Source organism: Streptomyces sp. Y309, assembly GCF_056712025.1.
The window spans coordinates 4726841-4752165 of sequence record NZ_CM160048.1 but is presented as its reverse complement, the minus strand read 5'-3'; the positions used below and the strand labels follow the sequence as shown (position 1 = coordinate 4752165).

Annotated in this window: 20 protein-coding genes; 10 read left to right on the top strand and 10 right to left on the bottom strand. The window is 71.4% G+C overall.

Annotated features, from left to right (window positions below; all coding sequences use genetic code 11):
- Positions 1 to 284 precede the first annotated feature (284 nt).
- Entirely contained in the window at positions 285 to 1574 is a 1290-nt protein-coding gene (gene serS / locus AC0KTA_RS19140) for a serine--tRNA ligase (RefSeq protein ID WP_481049448.1), read from the top strand.
- Positions 1571 to 2428 (top strand): HAD family hydrolase, encoded by an 858-nt coding sequence (locus tag AC0KTA_RS19135; RefSeq protein ID WP_481049447.1) that lies wholly within the window; start codon positions 1571 to 1573, stop codon positions 2426 to 2428. Before serS ends, AC0KTA_RS19135 begins: the two co-directional genes overlap by 4 nt.
- 428 nt (positions 2429 to 2856) lie before the next feature.
- On the opposite strand, the gene AC0KTA_RS19130 is transcribed toward AC0KTA_RS19135, so the two are convergent.
- From AC0KTA_RS19130 to AC0KTA_RS19110, 5 genes are all read right to left on the bottom strand, one after another.
- The gene (locus tag AC0KTA_RS19130) at positions 2857 to 3156 is read right to left on the bottom strand and encodes an SGM_3592 family protein (protein WP_481049446.1); all 300 of its coding nucleotides are present in this window, start codon (positions 3154 to 3156) and stop codon (positions 2857 to 2859) included.
- Between the two features lie 80 nt (positions 3157 to 3236).
- Complete coding sequence (locus AC0KTA_RS19125; protein ID WP_481049445.1) at positions 3237 to 3959, bottom strand: ABC transporter permease; 723 nt, start codon at positions 3957 to 3959, stop codon at positions 3237 to 3239.
- Positions 3960 to 3970: 11 nt separating this feature from the next.
- Positions 3971 to 4882 carry an ABC transporter ATP-binding protein gene (locus tag AC0KTA_RS19120; RefSeq protein ID WP_481049444.1) on the bottom strand — a complete coding sequence of 304 codons (912 nt, stop codon included), beginning with the start codon at positions 4880 to 4882 and terminating at the stop codon, positions 3971 to 3973.
- Positions 4883 to 4884: 2 nt separating this feature from the next.
- The gene (locus AC0KTA_RS19115) at positions 4885 to 5766 is read right to left on the bottom strand and encodes an ABC transporter permease (RefSeq protein WP_481049443.1); all 882 of its coding nucleotides are present in this window, start codon (positions 5764 to 5766) and stop codon (positions 4885 to 4887) included.
- A complete protein-coding gene (locus AC0KTA_RS19110; protein ID WP_481056479.1) occupies positions 5756 to 6823 on the bottom strand; it encodes an ABC transporter ATP-binding protein in 1068 nt (355 codons plus the stop codon). Before AC0KTA_RS19110 ends, AC0KTA_RS19115 begins: the two co-directional genes overlap by 11 nt.
- Positions 6824 to 7128: 305 nt before the next feature.
- Here AC0KTA_RS19110 and AC0KTA_RS19105 point away from each other — a divergent pair, with 305 nt between their 5' ends.
- From AC0KTA_RS19105 to AC0KTA_RS19070, 8 genes are all read left to right on the top strand, one after another.
- Entirely contained in the window at positions 7129 to 7980 is an 852-nt protein-coding gene (locus AC0KTA_RS19105) for a M24 family metallopeptidase (RefSeq protein ID WP_481049442.1), read from the top strand.
- A complete protein-coding gene (locus AC0KTA_RS19100) occupies positions 7977 to 9758 on the top strand; it encodes an SDR family oxidoreductase (RefSeq protein WP_481049441.1) in 1782 nt (593 codons plus the stop codon). Before AC0KTA_RS19105 ends, AC0KTA_RS19100 begins: the two co-directional genes overlap by 4 nt.
- Before the next feature lie 104 nt (positions 9759 to 9862).
- Positions 9863 to 10747 (top strand): metal-dependent hydrolase, encoded by an 885-nt coding sequence (locus tag AC0KTA_RS19095; protein WP_481056478.1) that lies wholly within the window; start codon positions 9863 to 9865, stop codon positions 10745 to 10747.
- Positions 10748 to 11064: 317 nt separating this feature from the next.
- Positions 11065 to 12036 carry a MerR family transcriptional regulator gene (locus tag AC0KTA_RS19090; RefSeq protein ID WP_481056477.1) on the top strand — a complete coding sequence of 324 codons (972 nt, stop codon included), beginning with the start codon at positions 11065 to 11067 and terminating at the stop codon, positions 12034 to 12036.
- Positions 12037 to 12204: 168 nt separating this feature from the next.
- The gene (locus tag AC0KTA_RS19085) at positions 12205 to 12753 is read left to right on the top strand and encodes an RNA 2'-phosphotransferase (protein ID WP_481056476.1); all 549 of its coding nucleotides are present in this window, start codon (positions 12205 to 12207) and stop codon (positions 12751 to 12753) included.
- Positions 12754 to 12837: 84 nt separating this feature from the next.
- A complete protein-coding gene (locus AC0KTA_RS19080; RefSeq protein WP_481049440.1) occupies positions 12838 to 13284 on the top strand; it encodes a hypothetical protein in 447 nt (148 codons plus the stop codon).
- 61 nt (positions 13285 to 13345) lie between these two features.
- Entirely contained in the window at positions 13346 to 14248 is a 903-nt protein-coding gene (locus tag AC0KTA_RS19075) for an LLM class flavin-dependent oxidoreductase (RefSeq protein WP_481049439.1), read from the top strand.
- A gap of 176 nt (positions 14249 to 14424) precedes the next feature.
- On the top strand, positions 14425 to 15291 hold the full coding sequence (locus AC0KTA_RS19070; RefSeq protein WP_481049438.1) for an HAD hydrolase family protein: 867 nt from the start codon (positions 14425 to 14427) through the stop codon (positions 15289 to 15291).
- Positions 15292 to 15682: 391 nt separating this feature from the next.
- Here AC0KTA_RS19070 and AC0KTA_RS19065 read toward each other — a convergent pair whose 3' ends face one another.
- From AC0KTA_RS19065 to AC0KTA_RS19045, 5 genes are all read right to left on the bottom strand, one after another.
- Positions 15683 to 16750: a M23 family metallopeptidase gene (locus AC0KTA_RS19065; protein ID WP_481049437.1), complete on the bottom strand. Its 1068-nt coding sequence runs from the start codon at positions 16748 to 16750 to the stop codon at positions 15683 to 15685.
- 131 nt (positions 16751 to 16881) lie between these two features.
- Positions 16882 to 18702: a GAF domain-containing sensor histidine kinase gene (locus AC0KTA_RS19060; protein ID WP_481049436.1), complete on the bottom strand. Its 1821-nt coding sequence runs from the start codon at positions 18700 to 18702 to the stop codon at positions 16882 to 16884.
- Positions 18703 to 18873: 171 nt separating this feature from the next.
- Entirely contained in the window at positions 18874 to 22497 is a 3624-nt protein-coding gene (gene cydD / locus AC0KTA_RS19055) for a thiol reductant ABC exporter subunit CydD (protein WP_481049435.1), read from the bottom strand.
- Positions 22498 to 22542: 45 nt separating this feature from the next.
- Entirely contained in the window at positions 22543 to 23562 is a 1020-nt protein-coding gene (cydB, locus tag AC0KTA_RS19050; RefSeq protein ID WP_481049434.1) for a cytochrome d ubiquinol oxidase subunit II, read from the bottom strand.
- 15 nt (positions 23563 to 23577) lie between these two features.
- Positions 23578 to 25122, bottom strand: a complete 1545-nt coding sequence (locus AC0KTA_RS19045) for a cytochrome ubiquinol oxidase subunit I (RefSeq protein ID WP_481049433.1) — start codon at positions 25120 to 25122, stop codon at positions 23578 to 23580.
- Positions 25123 to 25325 lie beyond the last annotated feature (203 nt).

Genomic DNA, 25325 nt, shown 5'->3' with positions numbered 1-25325 from the left:
CACAGCCTGTGGATAACTTTCCGGGAGACCCCATTCCTGTGGACAACCGAGTCCCCAAGTCCCGTTTCCCACAAGGGGATCGAGTCAAGGCGGCCGGATACTTCTGCCCCGTTTCGGGGAATCGTGTCCACTTTATTGACCCTCCGAAGAGGCGGCACTCTCCGGTCATCCGGACGCCATCACCGCGCCACCCCGAGGAATTTCTATTCCGGCAAAACGGACATAACGCCCCTGCGGTGAATATCAAGTCGTGGGCCGGAACCGGGCGACGGTAGCCTTGAGGGGTGATTGACCTTCGCCTGCTCCGTGAGGACCCCGACCGTGTTCGCGCTTCGCAGCGCGCCCGTGGAGAGGACGTCGGCCTCGTCGACGCCCTGCTCTCCGCCGACGAACGGCGCAGGTCGTCCGGGCTCAGCTTCGACGAGCTCCGCTCCGAGCAGAAGGCGCTTGGCAAGCTCATCCCCAAGGCCTCCGGCGACGAGAAGGCCGAGCTCCTGAAGAAGGCCGGTGAGCTGGCCGCCGCGGTCAAGGCCGCGAACGCCGCGCAGGACGAGGCCGACGAGGAGACCAAGCGCCTCCTCCTCCAACTCGGCAACCTCGTGCACAAGGACGTGCCGGTGGGCGGCGAGGAGGACTTCGTCGTCCTGGAGACGCACGGCACGATCCGTGACTTCGCCGCCGAGGGCTTCGAGCCCAAGGACCACCTGGAGCTCGGCGAGGCGCTCGGCGCCATCGACGTCGAGCGCGGCGCGAAGGTCTCCGGATCCCGCTTCTACTACCTGACGGGCGTCGGCGCGCTGCTCGAGCTCGCGCTGGTCAACGCGGCGATCGCGCAGGCCACGGAGGCCGGGTTCACGCCGATGCTGACCCCCGCGCTGGTGCGCCCGCGCGCCATGGAGGGCACCGGCTTCCTCGGCCAGGCCGCCGAGAACGTGTACCACCTGGAGAAGGACGACTTCTACCTGGTCGGCACCTCCGAGGTCCCGCTCGCGGCGTACCACATGGACGAGATCATCGACGCCGACAAGCTCCCGCTGCGGTACGCCGGGTTCTCCCCCTGCTTCCGCCGCGAGGCCGGCACGTACGGCAAGGACACCCGCGGCATCTTCCGGGTGCACCAGTTCGACAAGGTCGAGATGTTCTCGTACGTCGCCCCGGAGGACGCGGAGAACGAGCACAAGCGGCTCCTCGACTGGGAGAAGCAGTGGCTGACCGGCCTTGAGCTGCCCTTCCAGGTGATCGACGTCGCCTCCGCCGACCTGGGCGCGTCGGCCTCCCGGAAGTTCGACTGCGAGGCGTGGATCCCCACCCAGGGGAAGTACCGCGAGCTGACGTCCGCGTCGAACTGCGACGGCTTCCAGGCCCGCCGCCTGTCCGTGCGCATGCGCGAGGAGCGCGACGGCAAGAAGGCCGTTCAGCCGCTCGCGACGCTGAACGGCACGCTGTGCGCGGTGCCGCGCACGATCGTGGCCATCCTGGAGAACCACCAGCTCGCCGACGGTTCCGTGCGTGTTCCGGAGGTCCTGCGTCCGTATCTGGGAGGACGAGAGATCCTGGAGCCCACCGCCAAGTGAGCACCGTTTCCCCTCTCGGAACCGGGCCGTCCGGCAGCGGCCGCCCGGCCTTCCCGTACCCGCTCGTCGCGACCGACCTCGACGGGACGCTCCTGTCCCCCGACGACACGGTCTCGACGCGCACCCGTGCCGCGCTCACCGCGGCCACCGCGGCGGGCGCGGCCCACATCATCGTGACCGGCCGCTCCGTCGCCTGGACCCGGCACGTCCTGGACGACCTCGGCTACGACGGCCTCGCCGTGTGCGGCCAGGGCGCGCAGGTCTACCACGCGGGCGAGCACCGCCTGCTGACGTCCGTCACCCTCGACCGACAGCTCGCGGGCCTGGCCCTCGCCAAGATCGAGGCCGAGCTCGGCCCGCTGGCGCTCGCCGCGAGCCGCGACGGCCTGGAGGGCGAGGTCCTGGTGGGCCCCGGGTACGTGGTCCAGGAAGGCCCGCTCCCCGTCATCCCGTTCACGGACGTCGCGGACCTGTGGGCCGCGCCGCTCAACAAGGTGTACGTCCAGCATCCCGGGCTCGGCGACGACGCCCTGGCGGCCGTGGCGCGGGAGGTCGCGGGCGATCTCGTCGGCGTGACGATGGCGGGCGAGGGCATAGTGGAGCTCCTGCCGCTCGGCCTGACGAAGGCGACGGGACTGTCCCTCGCCGCGCGCCGCATCGGCGCGAAGGCCGCGGACACGATCGCCTTCGGCGACATGCCCAACGACATCCCGATGTTCGCCTGGTGCGCCCACGGCGTAGCCATGGCCAACGCCCATGAGGACCTCAAGGCGGTGGCGGACGAGGTGACGACCTCCAACGAGGAGGACGGGATCGCGGTCGTGCTTGAGCGGTTGCTGGGGTTGCTGGCCTAGGGCCGACATGCCCTGTACTGCTGTGGGCAATCGTGCCGCAGGGCGGCACGGGTGGGCACAGCCCCCGGCCGACGGCAACTGTCACGTGGACGTACACAAAGGCCGGACCAAAGGGCACGGGAATGTTCCCGTAACCCCCAGGCCCGGCCCAGTGCAACGTTGGGTGGGCGGCCCGCGCAGCAAACTGTGCGCGCTCGAAGCGGCCGCCCCGGGCGATCCCCCGTGGCGCGGCTCGGACGGAGTGAGTAACTACCCCGGAGCCTGACCCGGATCGCCCTGCCGGGAGCGCGACTCACTGTTCGTGAACATCGTCGGCTCCTCTCCCAGAAGGTGGCGCCGGGGACGAGCCCGGCGCGGTGACATCACCAACTCTGCCCGCGCGGCCTGCCGGCCGCCACCGAATTTCTCGCGGCCCCGGCCGTCACCGCCTACTTGCGCCGCCGCCTCTTCCTGCGGCGGCTGAAGAACCACCCGGCGGGCGGCTCGTCGGACCGCCAGGGCTGCGGCTCCGGCGCCCGGTCCCGCCAGCGGGCGGAGAGCATGCGGGCCCGGGCGGACGGCTCCGCGGCCTCGGCGGAACGTATGAAGTCGTCGTCGAGCACCACGTCGTCCCAGACCCCGTCCGTCGCGTCCGTCGCGTCCGTCGCGTCCGCCCCGTCCGCGGCGCCCGCGCCCTCGGCGCCCTGAGCCCCTGCGGACCCCTCGTCCCGTCCGTCGTCCGATGCCATACCGGCACCTCCCAGCCACGCTGAAGCATCCCCCTCCCACCAGTGTCCCGGCGGGAGCGTGAAGGCGCCGTCAAGACGGCCTACTCCTCGCCGGCCAGTGTCAGGGTCCGCAGCTTCTGCCCCGCGAACCAGGTGGTCCCGGCCGTCACCACGATCAGCAGGATCACCGCGACGGGCAGGCCGACGTCGGAGGTGACCAGGTCGCCGCCGTCCGCGGCCTTGTGGGCGACGGCCAGCGACCACTGCTGGACGCTGAGCGTGCGCGCCCCGGAGACCAACGAGCCGAAGAGCGCCTCCCAGACGAGGGCGTACACGAGGCCGAAGACCACCGCGTGCCGTGTGATGGTGCCGAGCAGCAGGAAGATCGCCGCGTACGCGATGGAGGAGACCAGGGCGGCGATGGTATAGGCGACGGCGACCTGCTGGCCGTTGCCGTTCAGGATCATGCCCGCGATGAACGTCGGGACTGCCGAGAACGCCATGGTGACGGCGATGGCGACGGTGAGCTTGGTGACGATGATCGTGGGCCGTTTGACCGGCTTGGACAGCAGGTAGAGCACGGAGCCGTCGTCGATCTCGGGTCCGATCGCGCCGGTGCCGGCGATGACGCCGATGATCGGCACCATCGTGGCGAGGGCGAAGCCGCCGAGCAGGTCGGAGGCGACCTGGTCGTCGGCGCCGCTGAAGCTGCGTACCGCCGCGGAGATCACGATCAGCAGCAGCGGCAGGGCGAAGAGGATCAGTGCCCGGCGGCGGCCGAGCAGGGCCCGGTAGGTGAGCCGGGCGACAGTGGGGTCGTACACGGTGGCTCCCTTCAGGCCGCGACGAGGTAGGAGAAGACCGACTCGAGCGACTCGTCCGAGGGCGAGACGGTCATCAGCCGGATGTCGTGTTCGCGGGCGATGCGTGGCAACAGGGTGGTGAAGCGCCCGAAGTCGACGGCCTGGATGCGCAACGCGCCCTCCTTGAGGTCGACTTCGATGCCCGCGGTCGACGGGTCGGCGATGAGTGCGGCGGCGAGCGCGCGGTCGTCGCTGGAGCGCACCAGGTAGCGGTGCGGCCGGTCCGTCATCAGGCGGCGGATCTTGCGGAAGTCGCCGCTGGCGGCGTGCCGGCCGGCGACGATCACCTCGATGTGGGAGGCGAGCTGTTCGACCTCTTCGAGGATGTGCGACGAGAACAGCACGGTGCGGCCCTCGTCGCCCATCTTGCGCAGCAGTTCCATGAGTTGCATGCGCTGGCGCGGGTCCATGCCGTTGAAGGGCTCGTCGAGCAGCAGTACGGACGGCTCGTGGACCAGCGCGGAGGCCATCTTCACGCGCTGCTTCATGCCCTTGGAGTACGTCGAGATCTTGCGGTCCTGCGCGTACTCCATCTCGACCGTGGCGAGCGCCTTCTGGGCGGCCTTCTTGCCCAGGCCGTGCAACTCGGCGTTGGCGACGACGAATTCGCGGCCGGTGAGGAAGTCGTACATGCCCTCGCGCTCGGGGACGATGCCCAGGTGCTTGTAGATGGTCTCGTTGCGCCAGGTGGGGTTGCCGTCGAGGGTGACGGAGCCGGTGGAGGGCGAGAGGAAACCACCCATCATGCTGATGAGGGTGGACTTCCCGGCGCCGTTCGGGCCGAGCAGGCCGGTGACTCCGGGGCTGATCGTCATCGTGATGTCGTTGACCGCCACCACGTTGCCGAACCAGCGGGATACGTGGTCGATGCTGAGGGACGTCATTTTCAGAGCCCGGCCTTTCGGTAGCGGCGCAGCAGGGCGGCGTAGCTGCCCGCGATGAGGGCGAGGACGACGAGGACGTAGACGACGCCCGCGCCGGCCGTGGGGCCTTCCTTGCCGGGGAAGGCGGAGGTGGCGCCCAGGAAGGCGGTCTGCACGCCGTCGATGAGCGTGATCGGCGAGAACAGGCCGAGCCAGCTGATGGCTTCGGAGCTGCCCTGTTCGTGCGCGATGGCCTGGACGGTGGACACCGCTCCGTAGGAGATGGTCAGGACGGCGATGACGGCGGCGATGCCGAAGCCGCGGCGCGGCGTGACCGCCGAGATGACCAGCGCGATCCCGGAGAACAGCACCGAGAGCAGCGCTACGGAGACCAGCCCTTGGGCGAATCCCTTCGTCTGGTCGGCGAAGTCGAGTTTGGCGAGCAGGGCTCCTACGTAGAGCACGATCAGCGGGACGGCCGTCAGGATGAACAGCGCGCTGGAGAGCGCCGCGAACTTCGCGCGTACGTAGTCGACGCGTTCGATGGGACGCGAGAAGTACAGCGGCACCGTCTGGAAACGCAGGTCCCTGGAGACGGTCTGCGGCGCCTGGGCTGCCAGGTAGAGGCTGATGACGGCCTGGAGCACTATGGCGTAGCGCGTGTAGTCGATCGGCAGGTCGTTGGCCTTGGTGGCCACGGCGACCGCGACCATGATCAGCGCCGGGGCGCACATGACACCGAAGAGGATCATCGGCAGGACCTTGGACTTGGCCGAGCGGCCGAGGCCGTAGGCGCCGCGCAGGCTCTGCGAGAACAGCGACCGGGTGGCGTACGTGCGGCCCAGGCGCGGGCCGTCGTAGTGCCGGTAGCCGATGTTGTGGATCTGTGTGGAGTCAGCGGGCATCGCGGCCGCCTCCTGTCTGCTCGGCGGCGGCCGCGGTCGCCGCCCCGGCGGCGGCACGCTCGGGGGCCTGCCGCCCCTGTGCGTCGTGCGCGGCGTTCTCGGGGTTCTCGGTGTCCTCGGTGTTCTCGTCCTTGGTGCGGAAGACCTCCGCGATGTGGTGCCTGCGCTGTTCCATGCGGACCAGGCCGAGGCCGAGATCGGCCACCACGTCCCGTACGAGGTCGTACGTGTCCTCGCTCTCCGCTTCGAGCAGCACGGTGTGCCCGGCGCCGGGCAGGCCGCCGCCGTCGTCCTGGGTGGCCACGCCGCGGACCTGCAGCGCCGTGCGCAACGCGCCGGTGCCGTCGGGGTGTTCGTCGCTGTCGGTGACCTCGACGGCGAGGGTCGTCGTGGTCTGGGTGAAGTCCGTGGTGGAGCTGGAGCGCAGGAGCTTGCCGCCGTCGATGACGACGACGTGGTCGCAGGTGCGCTCCAGTTCGCCCAGGAGGTGCGAGGTGACCAGGACCGAGATCCCGAAGTCGGTGTGCACGCGCCGGATCAGGTCCAGCATCTCGTCGCGGCCGACCGGGTCGAGGCCGTTGGTCGGCTCGTCGAGGAAGACCAGCTGCGGGTCGTGCACCAGCGCCTGGGCGAGCTTCACGCGCTGCTTCATGCCGGTCGAGTAGCCGCCGATGGGGCGATAGCGCTCTTCGTAGAGCCCGACATGGCGCAGGGTGTCCGCGGTGCGCTCGCGTGCGGCGGCCGGCGGCAGGCCCGACATGCGCGCCATGTGGACGACGAACTCGGTGGCCGAGACGTCCGGTGGCAGGCAGTCGTGCTCGGGCATGTAGCCGACGCGCTCGCGGATCTCGCCGCCACTGCTGGCGACGTCGAGGCCGAGCACGGCGGCGCGGCCCTCCGTGGCGGGGGACAGACCCAGCAGGATCTTGATCAGTGTGGACTTGCCGGCTCCGTTGGCTCCGACGAGTCCGGTCACACCGGGCCCGATATCCATGGAGAGCCGGTCAAGCGCGGTCACCCTCGGGTACCGCTTGCTCAGGCTTTCGGTCGCGATCACAGTCACGGTTCGAACGTAGTGGCGCGGACCACACCGGGGCGTCAGCCCTGAGGCCCGATCGCCGTCACTCTCGAGTATTACGGGCCCGTAGGGGTCGTCCGGAAGTCGACCCTTGGGGGTTCCTGAGGCGGTCCCCTCGGGGAACTTCCGGACCTGTCCCGGAGGGTCGTGCAGAACTATTGACGCAGCCGCCAGGCATTGTCACATTCATCAGTGTCAAGTTACGAGCGCGTACGGCGATGGCGCGGTGACTCCGCTTCGGGCGGGGGCCGGGCCGGCGGCGCGGACACGGGACGGACGGTGGCATGACCTCAGCAGTGAAGGGTGAACTCTCCGCGGAGCTGCGGGGGTTCCGGCAGGTGCAGACCCTGGCGTACGAATGCGCGGAAGCGGTCGCCGCCCAGCTCAAGCCGGGGGTGACGGAGCGCGAGGCGGCGCGGATGCAGCGGGAGTGGCTGCGGGCGCGGGGCGTGCGGGACTGGTTCCATCTGCCCTTCGCCTGGTTCGGGGACCGCACGGCGTTCGTGAACTTCCGGATACCGCTGCAGTTCTTCCCCACCAACCGCCGCCTGGAGCCGGGGATGCCCTTCATCCTCGACATGGCCCCGGTGTTCAAGGGATATACGGCCGACATCGGATATTCGGGCTGCCTCGGCCTCAACCCCGTGCACGACAAGCTGCTCGCCGACCTGGAGGCGCACCGCGAGCTGATCCTGCGCGAGGTCCGCGAGCGCCGCCCGCTCCGCGACATCTACGAGAGCGTGGACCGCCTCATGGTCCGCCAGGGGTATGCCAACCGCCATCGCGCCTATCCCTTCGGCGTCATCGCGCACAAGGTCGACCGGGTCAAGGAGCGCCGCCTGTCCCCGCACGTCTTCGGGTTCGGCACGCAGTCCCTGAAGGGCCTCGCGAGCGACGCGCTGCACGGCCACCGGGACGGCTGGTCCCCCCTGTGGTCGCCGTACAAGTTCTCCGACCACCCGCCGCAGCCGGGCCTGTGGGCGGTCGAGCCGCATCTGGGCTTCCGCGGCACGGGCGCGAAGTTCGAGGAGATCCTGGTCGTCACCGACTCCAAGGACCCGGACGAGAGCGCCTTCTGGCTGGACGACGATCTGCCGCACGTGCGGCGCTGGGCCGAGGAAAGGGCTGCCGCATGACCACCGTGGATCTCTTGGACGCGCGTGAGCGCTGGGTGCGCACGGGCGACGTGGAGCTGTGCGTCGCCGAGCTGGGCGACGCCGGGCGGCCCACGGTGCTGCTCGTGCACGGCTATCCGGACTCCAAGGAGGTGTGGTCCGAGGTCGCCGCACGCCTGGCGGAGCGCTTCCACGTGGTGCTGTACGACGTGCGCGGGCACGGCAGGTCGACGGCGCCCAAGCCACTGCGCGGCGGCTTCACGCTGGAGAAGCTGACCGACGACTTCCTCGCGGTCGCGGACGCGGTCAGCCCGGACAGGCCGGTGCATCTCGTCGGGCACGACTGGGGCTCGGTGCAGGCCTGGGAGTTCGTGACGGTCCGGCGCACCCAGGGCCGCATCGCGTCCTTCACGTCGATGTCCGGCCCGTCCCTGGACCACTTCGGGCACTGGATCAAGAAGCGCATGACCCGGCCCACCCCGCGCCGCGCGGCCCAACTGGCCGGCCAGGGCGCCAAGTCCTGGTACGTGTACATGCTGCACACCCCCGTCCTGCCCGAGCTGGCCTGGCGCGGCCCGCTCGGCAAACGCTGGCCGAAGATCCTCCAGCGCCTGGAGAAGGTCCCCGCGGACGGCTATCCCACGCTGTCGCTGCCGACGGACGCCGCGCACGGCGCCTGGCTGTACCGCGACAACGTCCGCGCCCGCCTGCGCAGGCCGCGCGAGGACGCCTACGCACACGCCCCGGTGCAGCTGATCACGCCCACCGGCGACATCTTCCTCTCCGAGAGTCTCTACGACGACCTGGAGCTGTGGGCCCCGCAGTTGACCCGCCGCAAGCTCCCGGCCAAGCACTGGGTGCCGCGCACCCGCCCGGACCAACTGGCCACATGGATCACGGAGTTCGTCACGACCCACGAGGACGGCGGTCCGACGGCGCTCGCGAGCGCGGCGGCCCCGGCCCCGGGGAAGTACGCCGAGCGGTTCTCGGGCCAGCTCGTGCTGGTCACCGGCGCGGGCAGCGGCATCGGGCGGGCCACGGCGTTCGCGTTCGCCGAGGCGGGCGCGCGGGTGATCGCCGTCGACCGGGACGCGGAGGGCGCGGCGCGCACGGCGGAGCTGTCCCGGCTCGTCGGCGCCCCGGCGGCCTGGGCCGAGACGGTCGACGTGAGCGACGAGCAGGCCATGGAGAAGCTCGCCGAGAAGGTCGCCACGGAGTACGGCGTGGTGGACGTCCTGGTGAACAACGCCGGCATCGGCCTCTCCGGCTCCTTCCTCGACACCAGCTCCGAGGACTGGAAGAAGATCCTCGACGTCAATCTGTGGGGCGTGATCCACGGCTGCCGCCTCTTCGGCAGGCAGATGGCCGAGCGCGGCCAGGGCGGGCACATCGTGAACACCGCGTCCGCGGCGGCCTATCAGCCCTCCAAGGCCCTCCCGGCGTACAGCACGTCGAAGGCCGCCGTCCTGATGCTCAGCGAGTGCCTGCGCGCGGAGCTGGCGGGCCGGGGCATCGGGGTCTCCGCGATCTGCCCGGGCTTCGTGAACACGAACATCACGGCGACCGCCCGCTTCGCCGGAGTCTCCGCCGACGAGGAGAAGCGCCGCCAGAAGAAGTCCGCCCGCCTGTACGGCCTGCGGAACTATCCGCCGGAGAAGGTCGCCGACGCCGTGCTGCGCGCCGTCGTCCGCAATCAGGCCGTCGTGCCCGTCACCCCGGAGGCGCGCGGCGCCCACCTCATGTCCCGCTTCACGCCCAAGGCCCTGCGTGCGATAGCCCGATTGGAGCCACCGCTGTGAGCACGGAGCACCCTGAGAGCGCGGTCCGCCCCGAGAGCGCGGGGAGCGTCCCCGCGGGCGACGCCGAAGAGCACGTCGAAGCGCACGCCGAAGAGCACTACGCCATCGTGCCGCGCCGGGTCTCGTTCGACTGGGACGAGACGCCACTGCACTGGATACCGGACGAGCCCACGGCCACCCACGTCATCAACGTCCTGCATCTGCTGCTCCCGGCGGGGGAGCGGTGGTTCGTGAAGGTCTTCAAGGAGGGCCTGCCGCTGATCACCGACCCGGTGCTGCTGAAGGACGTCAAGGGCTTCATGGGCCAGGAGGCCACGCACAGCGTGCAGCACGCGCACGTGCTCGACCACCTGGCGGCGCAGCGCCTGGAGACGGCCGACTTCACGAAGTACGTCGACTTCCTCTTCGAGAAGCTCCTGGGCGAACAGCCGCCACTGGGGGCGCCGATCCCGACGCAGGAGTGGCTGCGCTTCCGGCTCGCGATCGTCGCGGCCATCGAGCAGTTCACGGCGGTGCTCGGCAACTGGGTGCTGCACGCCGAGGGACTCGACCGGGCCGGGGCGGACGAGGTCATGCTCGACCTGCTGCGCTGGCACGGCGCGGAGGAGGTCGAGCACCGCTCGGTCGCCTTCGACATGTACCAGCACTGCGGCGGCGCGGAAGCGCCCCGGTACGTGCGTCGGGTCACGGCCATGGGGATCACCGCGCCCGTGATGCTCTACCTGTGGATCTGGGGCAGCGCGTATCTGATCCGCCACGACCCCCGGCTCGCGGGCCGGCTGCGGCTCTCCCTCGCGGAGTACAACAGGGCGATCGGGAAGGGCCTGCTGCCCACCTGGCGGGAGCTGGGCGCGGCCGTACCCCGCTACCTGCGGCGGTCGTACCATCCGTCGCAGGAAGGCTCGCTGCGCAAGGCCGTCGAGTATCTGGCGCAGTCGCCCGCGGCGCGGGCCGCGGCGGCGGTGGCGTCCCGCGCGGCCATCGCCTAGCAGCGGCCATCGCCTAGCAGGGGAGCGCCGGAACGGGCGGGAAGGGCGGGAGCGTGGAGCACCGGTCGGCCACGGGGCCGCGTAGGACGGAGCAGTGGGGCGGCGGGGAGGGGGCCGACGTGACAGCACCACCCGGGGCGAGGGAGCCCGAGGTGTCGGCACCCGGGCCGCGGGAGCCCGAGGTGGCGGCACCTGGGCTGCGGGAGCCCGTGGCGTCGGAGCCCGAGCCGTCGGAGGCCGTGGCGTCGGAGCCCGAGCCGTCGGAGGCCGTGGCGTCGGAGCCCGAGCCGCGGGAGCCCGTGGGGTCGGAGCCCAAGGTGTCCGCACCCGCCCCCGGCGAGCCCCGGGTTGAGTACCGCATAGAGGACCTCGCCCACCACAGCGGGGCCACGGTGCGGACCATCCGGGCCTATCAGGACCGCGGCCTGCTCCCCCGGCCGGAGCGGCGTGGCCGGTCCAATGTGTACGGGGACGCGCATCTGGCCCGGCTGCACCAGATCGCCGACCTGCTCGACCGGGGGTACACGCTGGCCTCCATCAAGGAGCTCCTGGAGGCCTGGGACGCGGGCCGTGGCCTCGGCGGTGTGCTCGGCCTGGTCGCGGAGGTCGACGGCCCCTGGACGGACGAGAAGGCCGACCGGATCACGCGGGCGGAGCTGGACGCGGCGTTCGGCGGCACTCCGGACGACGTGGCGGTGGCGGACGCGGTCGCGCTCGGGGTGCTCGAGCCGCTGCCGGGCCGCGACGACGAATTCCTGGTGCCGAGCCCGCAGGAGCTGGCGGTGGCGGCCGAGTTGCACGCGGCGGGCGTGCCGCTGTCGGCGATCTCCGGCCATCTGCGGGAGTTGAGGGGGCAGGTCGAGCACATTGCCGCCCGCTTCCTGGAGTTCACCAACGAGCACGTCTTCGCGCGCTATCTGGGAAACCACCCGCCGAGCGAGGCGGACGCCGCGGAGGCTGCGGCGCTCATCCGCCGCCTGAGGCCGCTGGCGCAGAAGTCGGTCGACGCCGAACTGGCCCGCGCGATGCGGCTGTTCGCGACCCGGCATCTGCGCCGCCACCTCGACGCGGAGGAGCCCCTCCAGCAAGGCCGGCAGAGCGCCGAGCCGCAGCACGTGGCCCTGCCGGCGGACACAATGCGCGCAGTTCAGGCGCTGGTTGGGCGGGAGAACGCCGCCGCGTTCATCGCGGCGGCCGCCGAACGGGAGGTGCGGAGCAGGACATTGGACGCAATGGCAGCAAGTCACCTTGAAAAAGCACAAGTTACCCAAATGCCGCCGAGCGACTGAGAGTTGTCCACAGAATCGTCAACGAGCCTGTGGATAACTGGACTTGGTTGTGGATCAAACCTGTGGACCGCATTTCCTCGATGAAAAGTCGGTGGCGAAAAATCGAGTGCGCGGAGAACGGCGGAGCGCGACCCTGAGGAGATGCAAGAAGCACGCCCGCCGGACGGGATGGACGACCGGCGCACCGTGAAGGTGTCGAAATACCTGTCGAAGCACCTGCGCCATCAGCCGGAGCGGATCGGGATCACGCTCGACGGCGGCGGCTGGGTGGACATCGGCACGCTCATCGCGGCCGCCGCGGCGCACGGCTTCCGCTTCACCCGCGCCGAGCTCGACCACGTGGTGGCCGTCAACGACAAGCGGCGCTTCGCGGTCGAGGGCGACCGGATCCGCGCGAGCCAGGGCCACTCCGTCGACGTGGACCTCCACCTGCCGGCCGCGACCCCGCCCGCGTACCTCTACCACGGCACGGTCGCCCGCCACCTGCCCGCGATCCGCGCTGAGGGACTGCGCCCCATGAACCGGCACGCCGTCCACCTCTCGCCCGACCGCGACACGGCGACGCGGGTGGGCGCTCGGCGCGGGCGGCCGGTCGTGCTGTCCGTGGCCGCGGGCGCGATGCACCGCGACGGCCACGCGTTCCAGGTCAGCGCCAACGGCGTCTGGCTCACCGACGCCGTGCCACCGGACTATCTGCGCTTTCCCGAATCCCGCTGAACGCCGGGCCGGGTATGCATTCCCGAATCCCGGTGACCGGTGACCGGCGGCCTGGCCCGGCCCGGCCAGGCATGATCGGGAGGCATGGAGCATCTGCACAGCACCGAGGCCGCCGTCAGCGCGCTGCGCGCGACAGCGCGTGAGTACGAGCGGGAGATCACTGTCGGCCATGACATCGGCGCCGACCGGACCTCCCGCCGCAGCGCCGCGGGCGTGAGCGTGACGACGGACGCCGACGGCTCGCTGCCGCACGAGGCGTTCGTGCGGTTCGGCGGCTCACCGCGGATCTCCGTGCGGCTCTACCCGGACGACGACGCGCTGATCGACGTCGAGGGCGTCGAGTGCCACGACATCCCGCGCGACGCGGTGCCCGCGTTCGTGCGGTCGGTCCTCGGCGGCCTCGCGTACGTCAAGGGGCGCCGCTTTCCGCCGGGCTACTGGCTGATCGTGCCGCTGCCCGGGGACGAGACGTACAAGGAGATGATCCCCATGATCTCGCTCACGCCGTGGCTGAACGCAAGGGTCCGCTGAGCCCGGACCGGGCGGGCGGCGGCGAGACGGCCGGTTTCCGCGTCCCCGTACGCTCGATGGCATGAGTCTGCGTCTGAGCACCGTGATCCTGCCCGTCCGCCGCTGGCACGAAGGCGGCAAGGAGCGCTGGCAACGCGCGGAGGAGCTCGGTTTCCACACCGCCTACACCTACGACCACCTCTCCTGGCGGACCTTCCGCGACGGCCCCTGGTTCGGCGCGGTGCCCACGCTGACGGCCGCCGCGGCCGCGACCGAGCGGATCCGTCTCGGCACGCTCGTCACCTCGCCGAACTTCCGGCATCCGGTGACGCTCGCCAAGGAACTGATCACCCTCGACGACATATCGAACGGCCGCGTCACGCTGGGGATAGGCGCGGGCGGCAACGGCTTCGACGCCGCCACGCTGCGCCGCGCCGACGAGGAGCCCTGGACACCCCGTGAACGCGCGGACCACTTCGGAGAGTTCCTGCCACTGCTCGACCGGCTGCTCACCGAGGACTCGGTGACGTACGAGGGCGAGCGGTACGCGGCGTACGAGGCGCGGAACATCCCGGGCTGCGTGCAGCGCCCCCGGCTGCCGTTCGCCGTGGCCGCCACCGGGCCGCGCGGTCTGCGGCTCGCCGCGCGGCACGGGCAGGCGTGGGTGACCACGGGCGACCCGAAGATCTCCGAGTCGGGCACCCCGGAGCAGTCCTTCGAGGCCATCCGTGGCCAGGTCGGCAAGCTCGGCGCGGCCTGCGCGGAGATCGGCCGCGACGTCGGCGAGCTCGGCAAGGTGCTGCTCACCGGCTTCAGCCCGGACCGCCCCCTGGACTCCTTCGACGCCTTCGTCGACTTCGCGGGCAAGCACGCGGAGCTGGGCTTCGACGAGATCGTCCTCCACTGGCCACTGCCCGGCACGGACTTCGCGGCGGACCAGAAGGTCTTCGAGCGCATCGCCACGGAAGCGCTCGCTCAGCTCTGACGGCCGCCTCACCCGGTCCGACGGGCGTCTCATCCGGCGAAGGCAACCCCCGCGGCGGCCCTGACCAGGGCAACCGTGGGTAGCCCGAGGTGCGGGAGGGGCGCACGGGTGTGTGACGTACTCACATGTGCGCCCCGCCACACACCCGTGCGCGCATATGCGGGACAATCGCGTACGTGACCTCAACCACCCCTCGGCCCCGGACCCCGGCCTCCTCCGTCCCGCCCCGGCTGATCGCCACGGACCTGGACGGCACCCTGCTGCGCGACGACAAGTCCGTCTCGGAGCGCACCGTCGCCGCACTCGCCGCCGCCGAAGCGGCCGGCATCGAGGTCTTCTTCGTGACCGGGCGCCCGGCCCGCTGGATGGACGTCGTCAGCGACCACGTGCACGGCCACGGCCTGGCGATCTGCGGGAACGGCGCCGCGGTGGTCGACCTGCACGGCGGGCCCGGCGGCCACCGCTTCGTGAAGGTGCGGGACCTGTCGCCCGCGACCGCCCTCGACGTCGTCGGCATCCTGCGCGCGGCGGCGCCCGGTACGTCCTTCGCGATCGAGCGGACCGGCGGGGTGCACCACGAGCCGGCCTATCCGCCGCTGCACCTGGACCCCGCCGTCGGCGTGGCGCCCGCCGAGAAACTCCTCGCGGCCGAGTCCGACGGCGCCGACCAGCCCGTCCTCAAGGTCCTCGCCCACCACCCCGACATCCCGCCGGACGCCTTCCTGACGCTGGCCCGGGTGGCCGTGGGCGATCGCGTGGAGATCACCCGGTCCAGCCCGACCGCGCTCCTGGAGATCAGCGGCCCCGGTGTCTCCAAGGCCAGCACGCTCGCCCTGTGCTGCGCCGAGCGCGGCATCAGCCACGAGGAAGTCGTCGCCTTCGGAGACATGCCGAACGACGTCGAGATGCTCACCTGGGCCGGTGTCTCGTACGCGATGGGCAACGCCCACGCGGACGTCGTCGCCGCCGCGTCCGGCCGCACCGTCGCCAACAACGAGGACGGCGTGGCGGTGGTCATCGAACGAATACTGGCGCAGCGCTAGTTCTGGCGGGGGCGCCTCGACCGGTGGCGCCGGGGAAGCGCACCCCTGCGGAGAACGCGCCGCCGGGAAAACGCACCCCTCCGGAGAACGGCGCCGGAAAGCGCACCCCTACGGAGAGCGCCGTCGGGAAAGTGCACCCCTCGAAGAGCGCCGTCGGGGAAACGCACCCCTCCGAAGAGCGCCATTGGTGCCGACCGCCCTCCGCGGCACGGAAGCCGAGCCCGCACAGCGGGCCGCCAGGTCCGAGCCCCCGCCCGCCGCCAGGCCCGAGTCCTCGCTGCCCGCCACCCGTCCCGAGCCCCTGCCGCGGCCGCTGGGTGGCGGCTCTCTCCCTCCGGAGAAGCGGCCTCCGGAGAAGCGGCGCCCCGCCTCAGCCCGCGGCCCGCACCCCTCAGAGGTCGACCCCCCGCTCCGCCAGCCACTTCACCGGGTCCACGCCCGAGCCCAGGTCGGGCGTGACGCGGGCTTCGAAGTGCAGGTGCGGGCCCGTCGAGTTGCCGGTGGTGCCCGCCTGGCCGACCCACTGTCCGGCACGCACCCGCTCCCCCTGGTCGACGGCGGCCGACGCGAGGTGCGCGTACTGCGTGTAGTAGCCGTCCTCGTGCCGCACCACGACCTCGATGCCGAAGCCGCCGCCGCACGCCACCCGCACCACCCGCCCGGCGCCCACCGCCCGCACCGGGGCGCCGATGTCGACGGCGAAGTCCTGCCCGGTGTGCCGCCCCGCCCAGCGCTCGCCCGCGCTGTCGAAGCCCGCGGACAAGTCGTACGTCTCCAAGGGCGGCACCCACGCGCGCGTGGACGACGATTCCGGCTGCGGGAGCCGCACGGCGCCCCGGCACCTGCCCGCCGCGACCGACTGGTCGGCCTCGCCCTGCAGCGCCCACCGCGCCGACTCCAGCTTCTCCTCGATGCCCCGCCTCAGGCTCGCGAGCTGCGCCGTGCGCCGGTCGAGCACGCCCCGGGCGCGCTCGGCGGACCGCTTGGCGGTGTCGAGCCTGGACGCGGCCCGCTGGGTCCGGGCCACGGCGTTGGTGACGGCGAGGTCCGCCTGCCCCAGGAGGCGCCTGCCGCGCAGCAGTTCGTCGGGGTCGTCCGCGAGCAGCAGCCGCGCGGTGAGCGGCAGCCCGCCGCCGGTCCGGTACTGCGCGCCGGCCATCCGGCCCAGGTCCTCGTGCAGCACGGCGACCTGATGCCGCTCCTCCGCGAGCCGCCGGTCGAGCCGCGCGACGCGGGCACGCTGCACGTCGGCCGCCCGCCGCCCGGCCTCGTACCGCAGGGTGGCCGTCTGTGCCTCTTCGTAGAGCCGCGCCACGTCGGCACCCACCCCGGGGCCGTCCAGGCCCGCTCCGGAGCTCTCGTCGCCGCTGTCGGCAGCCGCGGTCCGCGGGGCGGAGAGGGCGAGGAGCGCGCACAGCAGGACCGGCACGACGAGCGGGCGGCGGGACAGTGGGCGCATGTCCCGGATCGTGGCCCGCACGCGCGCGGCGCGCCCGGGGAACTCGTACGCGTGGGGGAACCGTTGATCCGTACGGAGCACGCGAGTACCCCCGAACAGACCGCTCCCGGAACCTCAGTGCCGACGGGAACTCAGTACGGCGCCTGCCACACGACCGTCGTCCCGCCGCCGTCCTCCCCGATGCCGGGGCCGTACCAACTGTCGCCGCCCAGCGACTCCGCGCGCCGCTTGAGGTTCTTCAGGCCGCTGCGGCGGCCGCCCTCCGTGATGCCGACGCCGTCGTCGGCGACGGTCAGGCGTACGCCCCGCTGCCCGTCCGGCAGGATCAGCGTGGAGTCGACGACGACGTCGATGCGGGCGGCGTGCGCGTGCCGGAAGGCGTTCGACAGGGCCTCGCGCAGCGCCGCGATGAGGTTCTTGCCGGTGAGCTCGCCGACGACCGCGTCGACGGGGCCCACGAAGTGGTGGGCAGGCTTGAAGCCGAGCGGCACGGCCGCCATGTTGATTTCGCGCAGGACGCGGGTGCGCAGTCCCGCGGGCGCCTCGGCGGGCCCCTGCTGGAGCGCGAAGATCGCCGTGCGGATCTCCTGGATCGTCACGTCCAGCTCGTCGACGGCCTTGCCGACGCCCCGCTGCACCTCCGGCACGACGGACCGCCGCTGCGCGCTCTCCAGCATCATCCCGGTGGCGAAGAGCCGCTGGATGACGAGGTCGTGGAGGTCGCGGGCGATGCGGTCGCGGTCTTCGTAGACGGCGAGCCGCTCCCGGTCGCGCTGCGCCTCGGCCATCATCAGCGCCAGCGCGGCTTGCGAGGCGAACTGGGTGGCGAGGGTCCGCTCGGCCTCCGTGAAGGGGCGTGCCCCGCGCGCGCGGGGCGTCACCAGCGTCCCCAGGACCCGGCCGTCGCTCTGCAGGGGCAGCATCATGGCGGGCCCGTAGTTCCGCGCGAGGTCGGTCATGATCCGCGGGTCCGTGGCCGCGTCGTCGATGAACACGGCGTGCCCGTCGAGGAGGTCGGCGATGATGCGGCTCTCCGGAGGCACCACCACGCCGAGCGCCCCGGTGGGCTCGTCCGAGGACACGGCGACGATCTCCATGCCGCCCTCCTTGTCGGGCAGCAGCACGATCCCGGCCGCCGAGTCGGCCAGATGACGCGCCTGCTCGGCGACGACCGCGAGCGCGTCCTCCGCGTCGGAACCGGAGAGCAGCGCCGTGGTGACCGCCACGGAGCCGTCGATCCACCGCTCGCGCTGCTTGGCGGCCTCGTACAGGCGCGCGTTGCCGATCGCGATGCCGGCCTCCGTGGCGAGCACGCGCACCATGTGCACGTCGTACTCGTTGAACTCGCCCCCGCCGCGCTTCTCGGTGAGATACAGGTTGCCGAAGATCTCCCCCTGGACGCGGATCGGCACCCCCAGGAAGCTGCGCATCGGCGGGTGGTGCGCGGGGAAGCCGCAGGAGCGCGGATCGGTGGCGAGGTCGGCCAGGCGCAGCGTCTCCGGCTGGTGGATGAGCGCGCCGAGCAGCCCGCGGTGGCCGTCGGGGAGGCGTCCGATGTGGGTGGCGGTGGCCTCGTCGATGCCGGTGTAGACGAAGTCGGAGAGCCCCTCGCCGTCTTCGGAGACGACGCCGATCGCTGCGTAGCGGGCGTCCGTGAGCTCGGCCGCGGTGTCGCAGATGCGGTCCAGGGTGGTGTGCAGTTCGAGCCCGGTGCCGACGGAACGCATCGCCTCCAGGAGCTGCGGTACGCGCGCGGTCAGCTCGGTGGACAGCCCCTGGAGGCTGCGGGTCGCCCGGGCCGCCACCTCCGCCGAGTCCGGGATGCCTTCGGTGCCCGGGGTGACTGCGGCGCCCGGAGTGACTGCGGCGCCCGAAGTGGCTTCCGCGCCCGGGGCGACCTCGGGGGTGCCTTCGGGGCGCGGGACGGGAGCGGAGGCCGGGGGGACGGGCATGCCCCGAGCGTAGTTAGTCCGATTTGCCAGGGAAAGTCGAGCCTTCACGGGGCCTCGGTGAGCACGGCGGGCGGCGGCGCCGTCGTGGGCGGCCACCCGCCTCAACCGCCCGCCGCGCGCACCGGGGCCATCCGCCTCAGCCACTCGCCGCACGCACCGGGGCCACCCTCATCAGCCGCCGACCCCGGTCAGCAGATCCGCCGCCGACTCCCGTTCCCGCATCCGCCGCAGCGGCCCGTCGACGGCCACCAGCTCCGCGTACGTACCGCGCTGCGCCACCCGTCCCTCCTCCAGGACAAGCACCTCGTCAACTTTGTCGAGTCCGGCGAGACGGTGCGTGATGAGCAGCGTCGTACGGCCCTCGGTGGCCGCGATCAGGTCGGCGGTGAGGGCGTCGGCGGTCGGCAGGTCGAGGTGTTCGGCGGGCTCGTCGAGTACGAGGACGGGGAAGTCGGCGAGCAGGGCGCGGGCGAGCGCGAGGCGCTGCCGCTGGCCTCCGGAGAGGCGTGCTCCGTGCTCGCCGACGAGCGTGTCGAGCCCGTCGGGCAGGGACCGCACCCAGCCGTCGAGCCGAGCGCCCGCGAGCGCCCCGTACAGCTCGTCGTCGCTCGCGCCCCTCCGCGCGAGCAGCAGGTTCTCGCGCAGGGAGCTGTCGAAGACGTGCGCGTCCTGCGCGCACAGGCCGACGAAGCGGCGCACGGTGTCGCCGTCGAGCGCCGACACGTCCGTGCCGCCCAGCGTGTACGTCCCGGCGTCCGCGCCCAGGAAGCGCAGCAGGACGTGGGCGAGCGTCGTCTTGCCGGACCCGGACGGGCCGACGACGGCGACGCGGCGCCCGCGCTCCAGGGTGAGGGTGACATCCGCGAGGGCGTCCCGCTCCTGCCCTTCGTAGCGGGCCCGCAGCGCTTCCAGGCGCAGCGGGAAGGGCGTCCGCGGGGGTTCCGCGTGTGCGGCGGGGGCCGGGACAGGATCGGGTGCGTCCAGGACCTCGTACACCCGCTCGGCGCTCTTCCTGACGCGCTGGCGGTACTGCACAGCGAGCGGCAGCCCCATCACCGCCTCGAACGCGGCGAGCGGGGTGAGGACGACGACGGCCAGCGCGACGCCGCTCAGCCGACCGTCGTGCACGCCCTGGACGCCGACGAGCGCCGCCGCGGCCACGGTGAGGCCGGTGGCGAGCGCGGTGAGTCCGTCGCCGAGCGCGGTGGCGCTCGCCGTGCGGGAGGCGATCCGGGTCAGCTCGGCGTCCGCCTCCTTGGCCTTGTCGGTACGTCGCCGCAGGGCGCCCGCGACCGTCAACTCGGCCGTACCCGTGAGCAGATCGGCCACCCTGGTGGCGAGCACCCCGCGCGCAGGGGCCAGCTTGCGCTCCGCCCTGCGGGCCACGGCGCCGCTCACCAGGGGCACGCCGACGCCCGCGGCCAGCAGGCCGACGGCCAGGACGGCGCCCGCCTCCGGGAGCAGCCAGGCGGTGAAGCCGACGGCTCCGGCGCTGACGACGGCCGCGGCGCCGGCCGGAAGCAGCCAGCGCAGCCAGTAGTCCTGGAGGGCGTCCACGTCGGCGACCAGACGGGAGAGCAGGTCGCCGCGGCGGGTGCTCCGCAGGCCCGCGGGGGCGAGGCGTTCCAGGCGCCGGAACACGGCGACCCTGGTGTCGGCCAGCATCCGCAGGACCGCGTCGTGCGACACGAGGCGCTCGGCGTAGCGGAAGCAGGCTCTTCCGATGCCGAAGGCGCGGGTCGCCGTGACGGCGATCATCAGGTACATCACCGGGGGCTGTTCCGACGCCCGCGAAATCAGCCACCCGGACGTGGCCATGAGCCCCACAGCACTCCCCAGCGCGAGGCTGCCGAGCAGCAGCGCCAACGCCAACCTGCCCCTGCGCTCCCGCGCCGCAGCCCGCACCCGAGCCAACACCCCGCCCTGCGGGCGGGTTTCTCCCCACCCACCCGCCCCTTCTTCCTGTGCCACAACGCCGTCGCCGACGACGCCGCCGTCCCCGCGGGGGGCAGCCACCGCGCTACCGAGGTCGACGTCATCGTTGCCGGTTCCGTTGTGGGCATTCGTGCCGCAGGGCGAGTGGGGCATCCCCTGCTCGAGCGAAGCCGAGAGCTTGGGGAAGGGTGGGCACAGCCCCCGGCCGACGGCACCCTCCAGTGCAACGCCCACCCCGACCACCCGGTCGGCGACAGCCAGCAACGCAGGCCGATGCACCACCAACACCACTGTCCGCCCAACGGCCAGTCTCCGGACGGCCTCGACCACCCCCGCCTCGGTCTCCCCGTCCAGCGCAGCCGTCGGCTCGTCCAGCAACACCACAGGCCGGTCGGCCAGAAACGCCCGCGCCAGAGCGACCCGCTGCCGCTGCCCGGCGGAGAGCCCGACCCCGTCCTCCCCCAGGACGGTCTCGACGCCCCGGGGCAGCCCGGCCACGAACTCCCAGGCCCCCGCCGCACGCAGCGCGTCCACGACGGCCGCGTCGTCCGCCCCGGGCCGGGCAAGCCGCACATTCTCCGCGATGGTCCCGGCGAACAAGTGCGGCCGCTGCGGCACCCAGGCGACCCGCTCCCGCCACCCCTCCAGGGAAACCTCGGCCAGCTCGGCCCCGCCGACCAGCACCCGCCCCTCCGTCGGCGGCACGAAGCCCAACAACACGTTCAGAAGCGTCGACTTGCCCGACCCGCTGGGCCCCACCAGCGCCACCGTCTCCCCGGGCTCGACGGCGAACGACACCCCGGAAACGGCATCGCCCGCCCGCCCGGGGTACCGGACCGTCACCCCCTCCACGGTCACGCCCACCGCACCGCCCCCGGGCAGCGCCTCCGTACCCCCGGCCGGAACCGGGGTCTCCAGCACCGCGAAGATCTCCTCCGCGGCCGCGAGCCCCTCCGCCGCCGCGTGGTACCGCGCACCCACCTGCCGCAGCGGCAAGTACGCCTCGGGCGCGAGGATCAGGATCACCAGACCGTCGTACAGCTCCATGTCACCGTGGACGAGCCGCATGCCGATGGTGACGGCGACCAGCGCCACCGAGATCGTGGCGAGCAACTCCAGGGCGAACGACGACAGGAACGCGATGCGCAGCGTCCGCATCGTCGCCCGCCGGTACTCACCCGTGATCTTCCGGATCGAGTCGGCCTGCGCCTTGGCGCGGCCGAAGACCTTCAGCGTCGGCAGCCCCGCGACGACGTCGAGGAAGTGCCCCGACAGCCGGGAGAGGAGCTGCCACTGACGGTCCATGCGGGCCTGTGTGGCCCAGCCGATCAGCATCATGAAGACCGGGATGAGCGGCAGCGTCCCCACGATGATCGCCGCCGACACCCAGTCCTCGGTGACCACGCGCAGCAGCACCGCCGCCGGCACCACCACCGCGAGCCCCAACTGCGGCAGATAGCGCGAGAAGTAGTCGTCGAGCGCGTCCACGCCCCGCGTGGCCAGGGTGATGAGGGACCCCGTCCGCTGGCCGGTCAGCCAACCGGGGCCGAGCTCCCCCGCCCGCTCCAACAGCCGCCCCCGCAGCTCCGACTTGACCGCCGCGCTCGCCCGGTGCGCGGCGAGTTCGGTCAGCCAGGCCACCACCGCCCGGCCCATGGCCACGGCCACGAGCAGGGCCAGCGGCGTCCCCAAGTCGCCGACGGCGAAGCCGTGCTGGAAGCCGCCCACCACGATCTCGGCGATCAGCATGGCCTGGGCGACGACCAACCCCGCGCCGGCCAGGCCGAGAACCACCACGGCGGCCAGAAAGAAACGCGTGGCGCGGGCGTACCGGAACAGGCGCGGGTCGATCGGTTTCACGTGAAACACACCCTCCCAAGGACCATGGACGTACGGAGAGTTGGCTCAGTGCGCGCCGTCGACCGGAAGTTCCGGTGCGATGTGCTGCGTACCGATCCGCTTGCGGAACACCCAGTAGGTCCACGACTGGTAGAGCAGCACGATCGGCGTGGCGATGCCCGCGCACCAGGTCATGATCTTCAGGGTGTAGGGGGTCGACGAGGCGTTGGTGACCGTGAGGCTCCAGTCCTCGTTCAGCGACGACGGCATGACGTTCGGGAAGAGCGTCAGGAAGAGCATCGCGACGGCCGCGACGATGGTCAGACCCGAGAACGCGAACGACCAGCCCTCGCGCCCGAGTTTGATCGCCACGACGGCCGCCACCAGGGCTGCCACCGCCACGATCATCGCGACCAGGCTCTTGCCGTCGCCGTTGTCGGCCTGGGTCCAGACGAGGAAACCGAGCGCGAGCACCGCGGTGACCAGGCCGAGGGCGAGCGCCAGCTTGCGCGCCCGCATCCGGATGTCGCCCACCGTCTTCAGCGCGGTGAACACCGTGCCGTGGAAGGTGAAGAGGGTGAGGGTGACCAGTCCGCCCAGGATCGAATACGGGTTGAGCAGATCCCAGAAGTTGCCCACGTACTCCTTATGTGCGTCGATCTTCACGCCGCGCACGATGTTGCCGAAGGCCACGCCCCACAGCAGCGCCGGTATCAGCGAGGTCCAGAAGATCGCGTGCTCCCAGTTGGTCTGCCAGCGCTCCTCGGGCCGCTTCGCCCGGTACTCGAAGGCGACACCGCGGATGATCAGGCAGAGCAGGATGATCAGCAGCGGCAGATAGAAGCCGGAGAACAGCGTCGCGTACCACTCGGGGAAGGCCGCGAAGGTCGCGCCGCCCGCGGTGAGCAGCCACACCTCGTTGCCGTCCCACACGGGACCGATGGTGTTGATCAGGACCCGCTTCTCGGTCCGGTCACGGGCGAGCAGCTTGGTGAGGACGCCCACCCCGAAGTCGAAGCCTTCGAGGAAGAAGTAGCCGATCCACAGGACGGCGATGAGGACGAACCAGACGTCGTGAAGTTCCATGTGCGTCTACCTCCTTCAGTACGAGAAGGCCATGGGCCGGTCGGCCTCGGCTTCGGCGTCGGTGTCCGCGCTCGCCCCGCCGGGCGGCCCGCCGATCTTGGTGGGCGGGTTGAGGTCGGCCTCGGTCAGCTCCGGCGGCCCCTTCCTGACGTACTTGAGCAGCAGCCGGACCTCGATGACGGCGAGGATCGCGTAGATGAGCGTGAAGACGATCAGCGAGGTGAGCACTTCGCCCTGCGAGACGCCGGGGGAGACCGCGTCCTCGGTCTTCAGGACGCCGTAGACGACCCAGGGCTGGCGGCCCGTCTCGGTGAAGATCCAGCCCCAGGCGGTGCCGATGAGCGGGAAGATCAGCGTCCACTGCGACAGCCGCCACCACCAGGACCCGAGCTTCGGCGCGAGCTCCCTGTTCTTGGTGAGCATCAGCTTCGGTACGTCGTCCTCGCCGGTGCGGTGCTCCGGCGCGAGCCAGAACTTGCGCCGGGTGAGCCAGAGTCCGGCGGTGCACAGGATCATCGAGACCCCGCCGAAGCCGATCATCCAGCGGTAGGACCAGTACGCGGTGGGGATGTTGGGCCGGTAGTCGCCGGGCCCGAACTTCTCCTGCGACTCCTTGTTGATGTCGTTGATGCCCGGGATCTCGGAGCTGAAGTTGTTCTTGGCGAGGAAGGACAGTATCCCGGGGATCTCGATGGCGACCTTGTTGTGGCCCTTGGCGACGTCACCGTACGCGAAGAGCGAGAACGGGGCGGGCTTCTCGGATTCCCACAGGGCCTCGGCGGCCGACATCTTCATCGGCTGCTGCTCGTACATCACCTTGCCGAGCGTGTCGGCGCTGACCACGGTGAGCAGGGTGCCGACGAACGCGGTGACCAGGCCGACCCGCAGCGACATCCGCATGGTGCGGGTGTGCTGCTTCTTGCGCAGGTGGAAGATCGCGATGCCGGTCATGAAGGCACCGCCGACCAGGACAGACGCCGCTATGACATGGAAGAAGTTGACGAGCGTCGTCTCCTGGAAGAGCACCTTGGAGAAGTCGGTGAGCTCGGCGCGCTTCACGCCGTCCCGCTCCGCGATCTTGTAGCCGACCGGGTGCTGCATGAAGGCGTTCGCCGCGATGATGAAGTACGCCGACAGGACTGTCCCGATGGAGACCATCCAGATCGTCGCGCAGTGCAGCTTCTTCGGCAGCTTGTCCCAGCCGAAGATCCACAGGCCGATGAAGGTCGACTCGAAGAAGAAGGCGATCAGGGCCTCGAAGGCCAGCGGGGCGCCGAAGATGTCGCCGACGAAGCGCGAGTAGTCGGACCAGTTCATGCCGAACTGGAACTCCTGCACGATGCCGGTGACGACGCCCATCGCGATGTTGATCAGGAACAGCTTGCCCCAGAACTTGGTGGCTCTGAGGTAGTGCTCCTTGCCCGTCCGTACCCAGGCCGTCTCGAGGATCGCCGTGAGGGCGGCCAGGGAGATCGTCAGGGGGACGAAGAGGAAGTGATAGACGGTGGTAATGCCGAACTGCCATCGCGCCAGTGTTTCCGGCGCCAGAGCCAGGTCCACGTCGACTTCTCCTTACGTGCCGTGGTCATAGCGGGCAGTTTGCCCCTTATGTCACAGACATCCCTGGAGCAACTGGGACACGCTTGTGAACGCGTTCACATTCACAAGCATTATGGCGCACGAGCTGTCGACGGTCGAAAGGGGGGTCCCCTTACCCCGGGGAACGGGGCATTCCGGGGGCGCGCGGGGGGCAGATCGCCGCC

Coding starts and splice junctions, on each gene's coding strand:
- AC0KTA_RS19130 (WP_481049446.1), bottom strand. CDS start 3,156: ATGGCATCGGACGACGGACGGGACGAGGGGTCCGCAGGGGCTCAGGGC.
- AC0KTA_RS19120 (WP_481049444.1), bottom strand. CDS start 4,882: ATGACGTCCCTCAGCATCGACCACGTATCCCGCTGGTTCGGCAACGTG.
- AC0KTA_RS19115 (WP_481049443.1), bottom strand. CDS start 5,766: ATGCCCGCTGACTCCACACAGATCCACAACATCGGCTACCGGCACTAC.
- AC0KTA_RS19105 (WP_481049442.1), top strand. CDS start 7,129: ATGACCTCAGCAGTGAAGGGTGAACTCTCCGCGGAGCTGCGGGGGTTC.
- AC0KTA_RS19100 (WP_481049441.1), top strand. CDS start 7,977: ATGACCACCGTGGATCTCTTGGACGCGCGTGAGCGCTGGGTGCGCACG.
- AC0KTA_RS19085 (WP_481056476.1), top strand. CDS start 12,205: ATGGACGACCGGCGCACCGTGAAGGTGTCGAAATACCTGTCGAAGCAC.
- AC0KTA_RS19080 (WP_481049440.1), top strand. CDS start 12,838: ATGGAGCATCTGCACAGCACCGAGGCCGCCGTCAGCGCGCTGCGCGCG.
- AC0KTA_RS19075 (WP_481049439.1), top strand. CDS start 13,346: ATGAGTCTGCGTCTGAGCACCGTGATCCTGCCCGTCCGCCGCTGGCAC.
- AC0KTA_RS19065 (WP_481049437.1), bottom strand. CDS start 16,750: ATGCGCCCACTGTCCCGCCGCCCGCTCGTCGTGCCGGTCCTGCTGTGC.
- AC0KTA_RS19060 (WP_481049436.1), bottom strand. CDS start 18,702: ATGCCCGTCCCCCCGGCCTCCGCTCCCGTCCCGCGCCCCGAAGGCACC.
- cydB (WP_481049434.1), bottom strand. CDS start 23,562: ATGGAACTTCACGACGTCTGGTTCGTCCTCATCGCCGTCCTGTGGATC.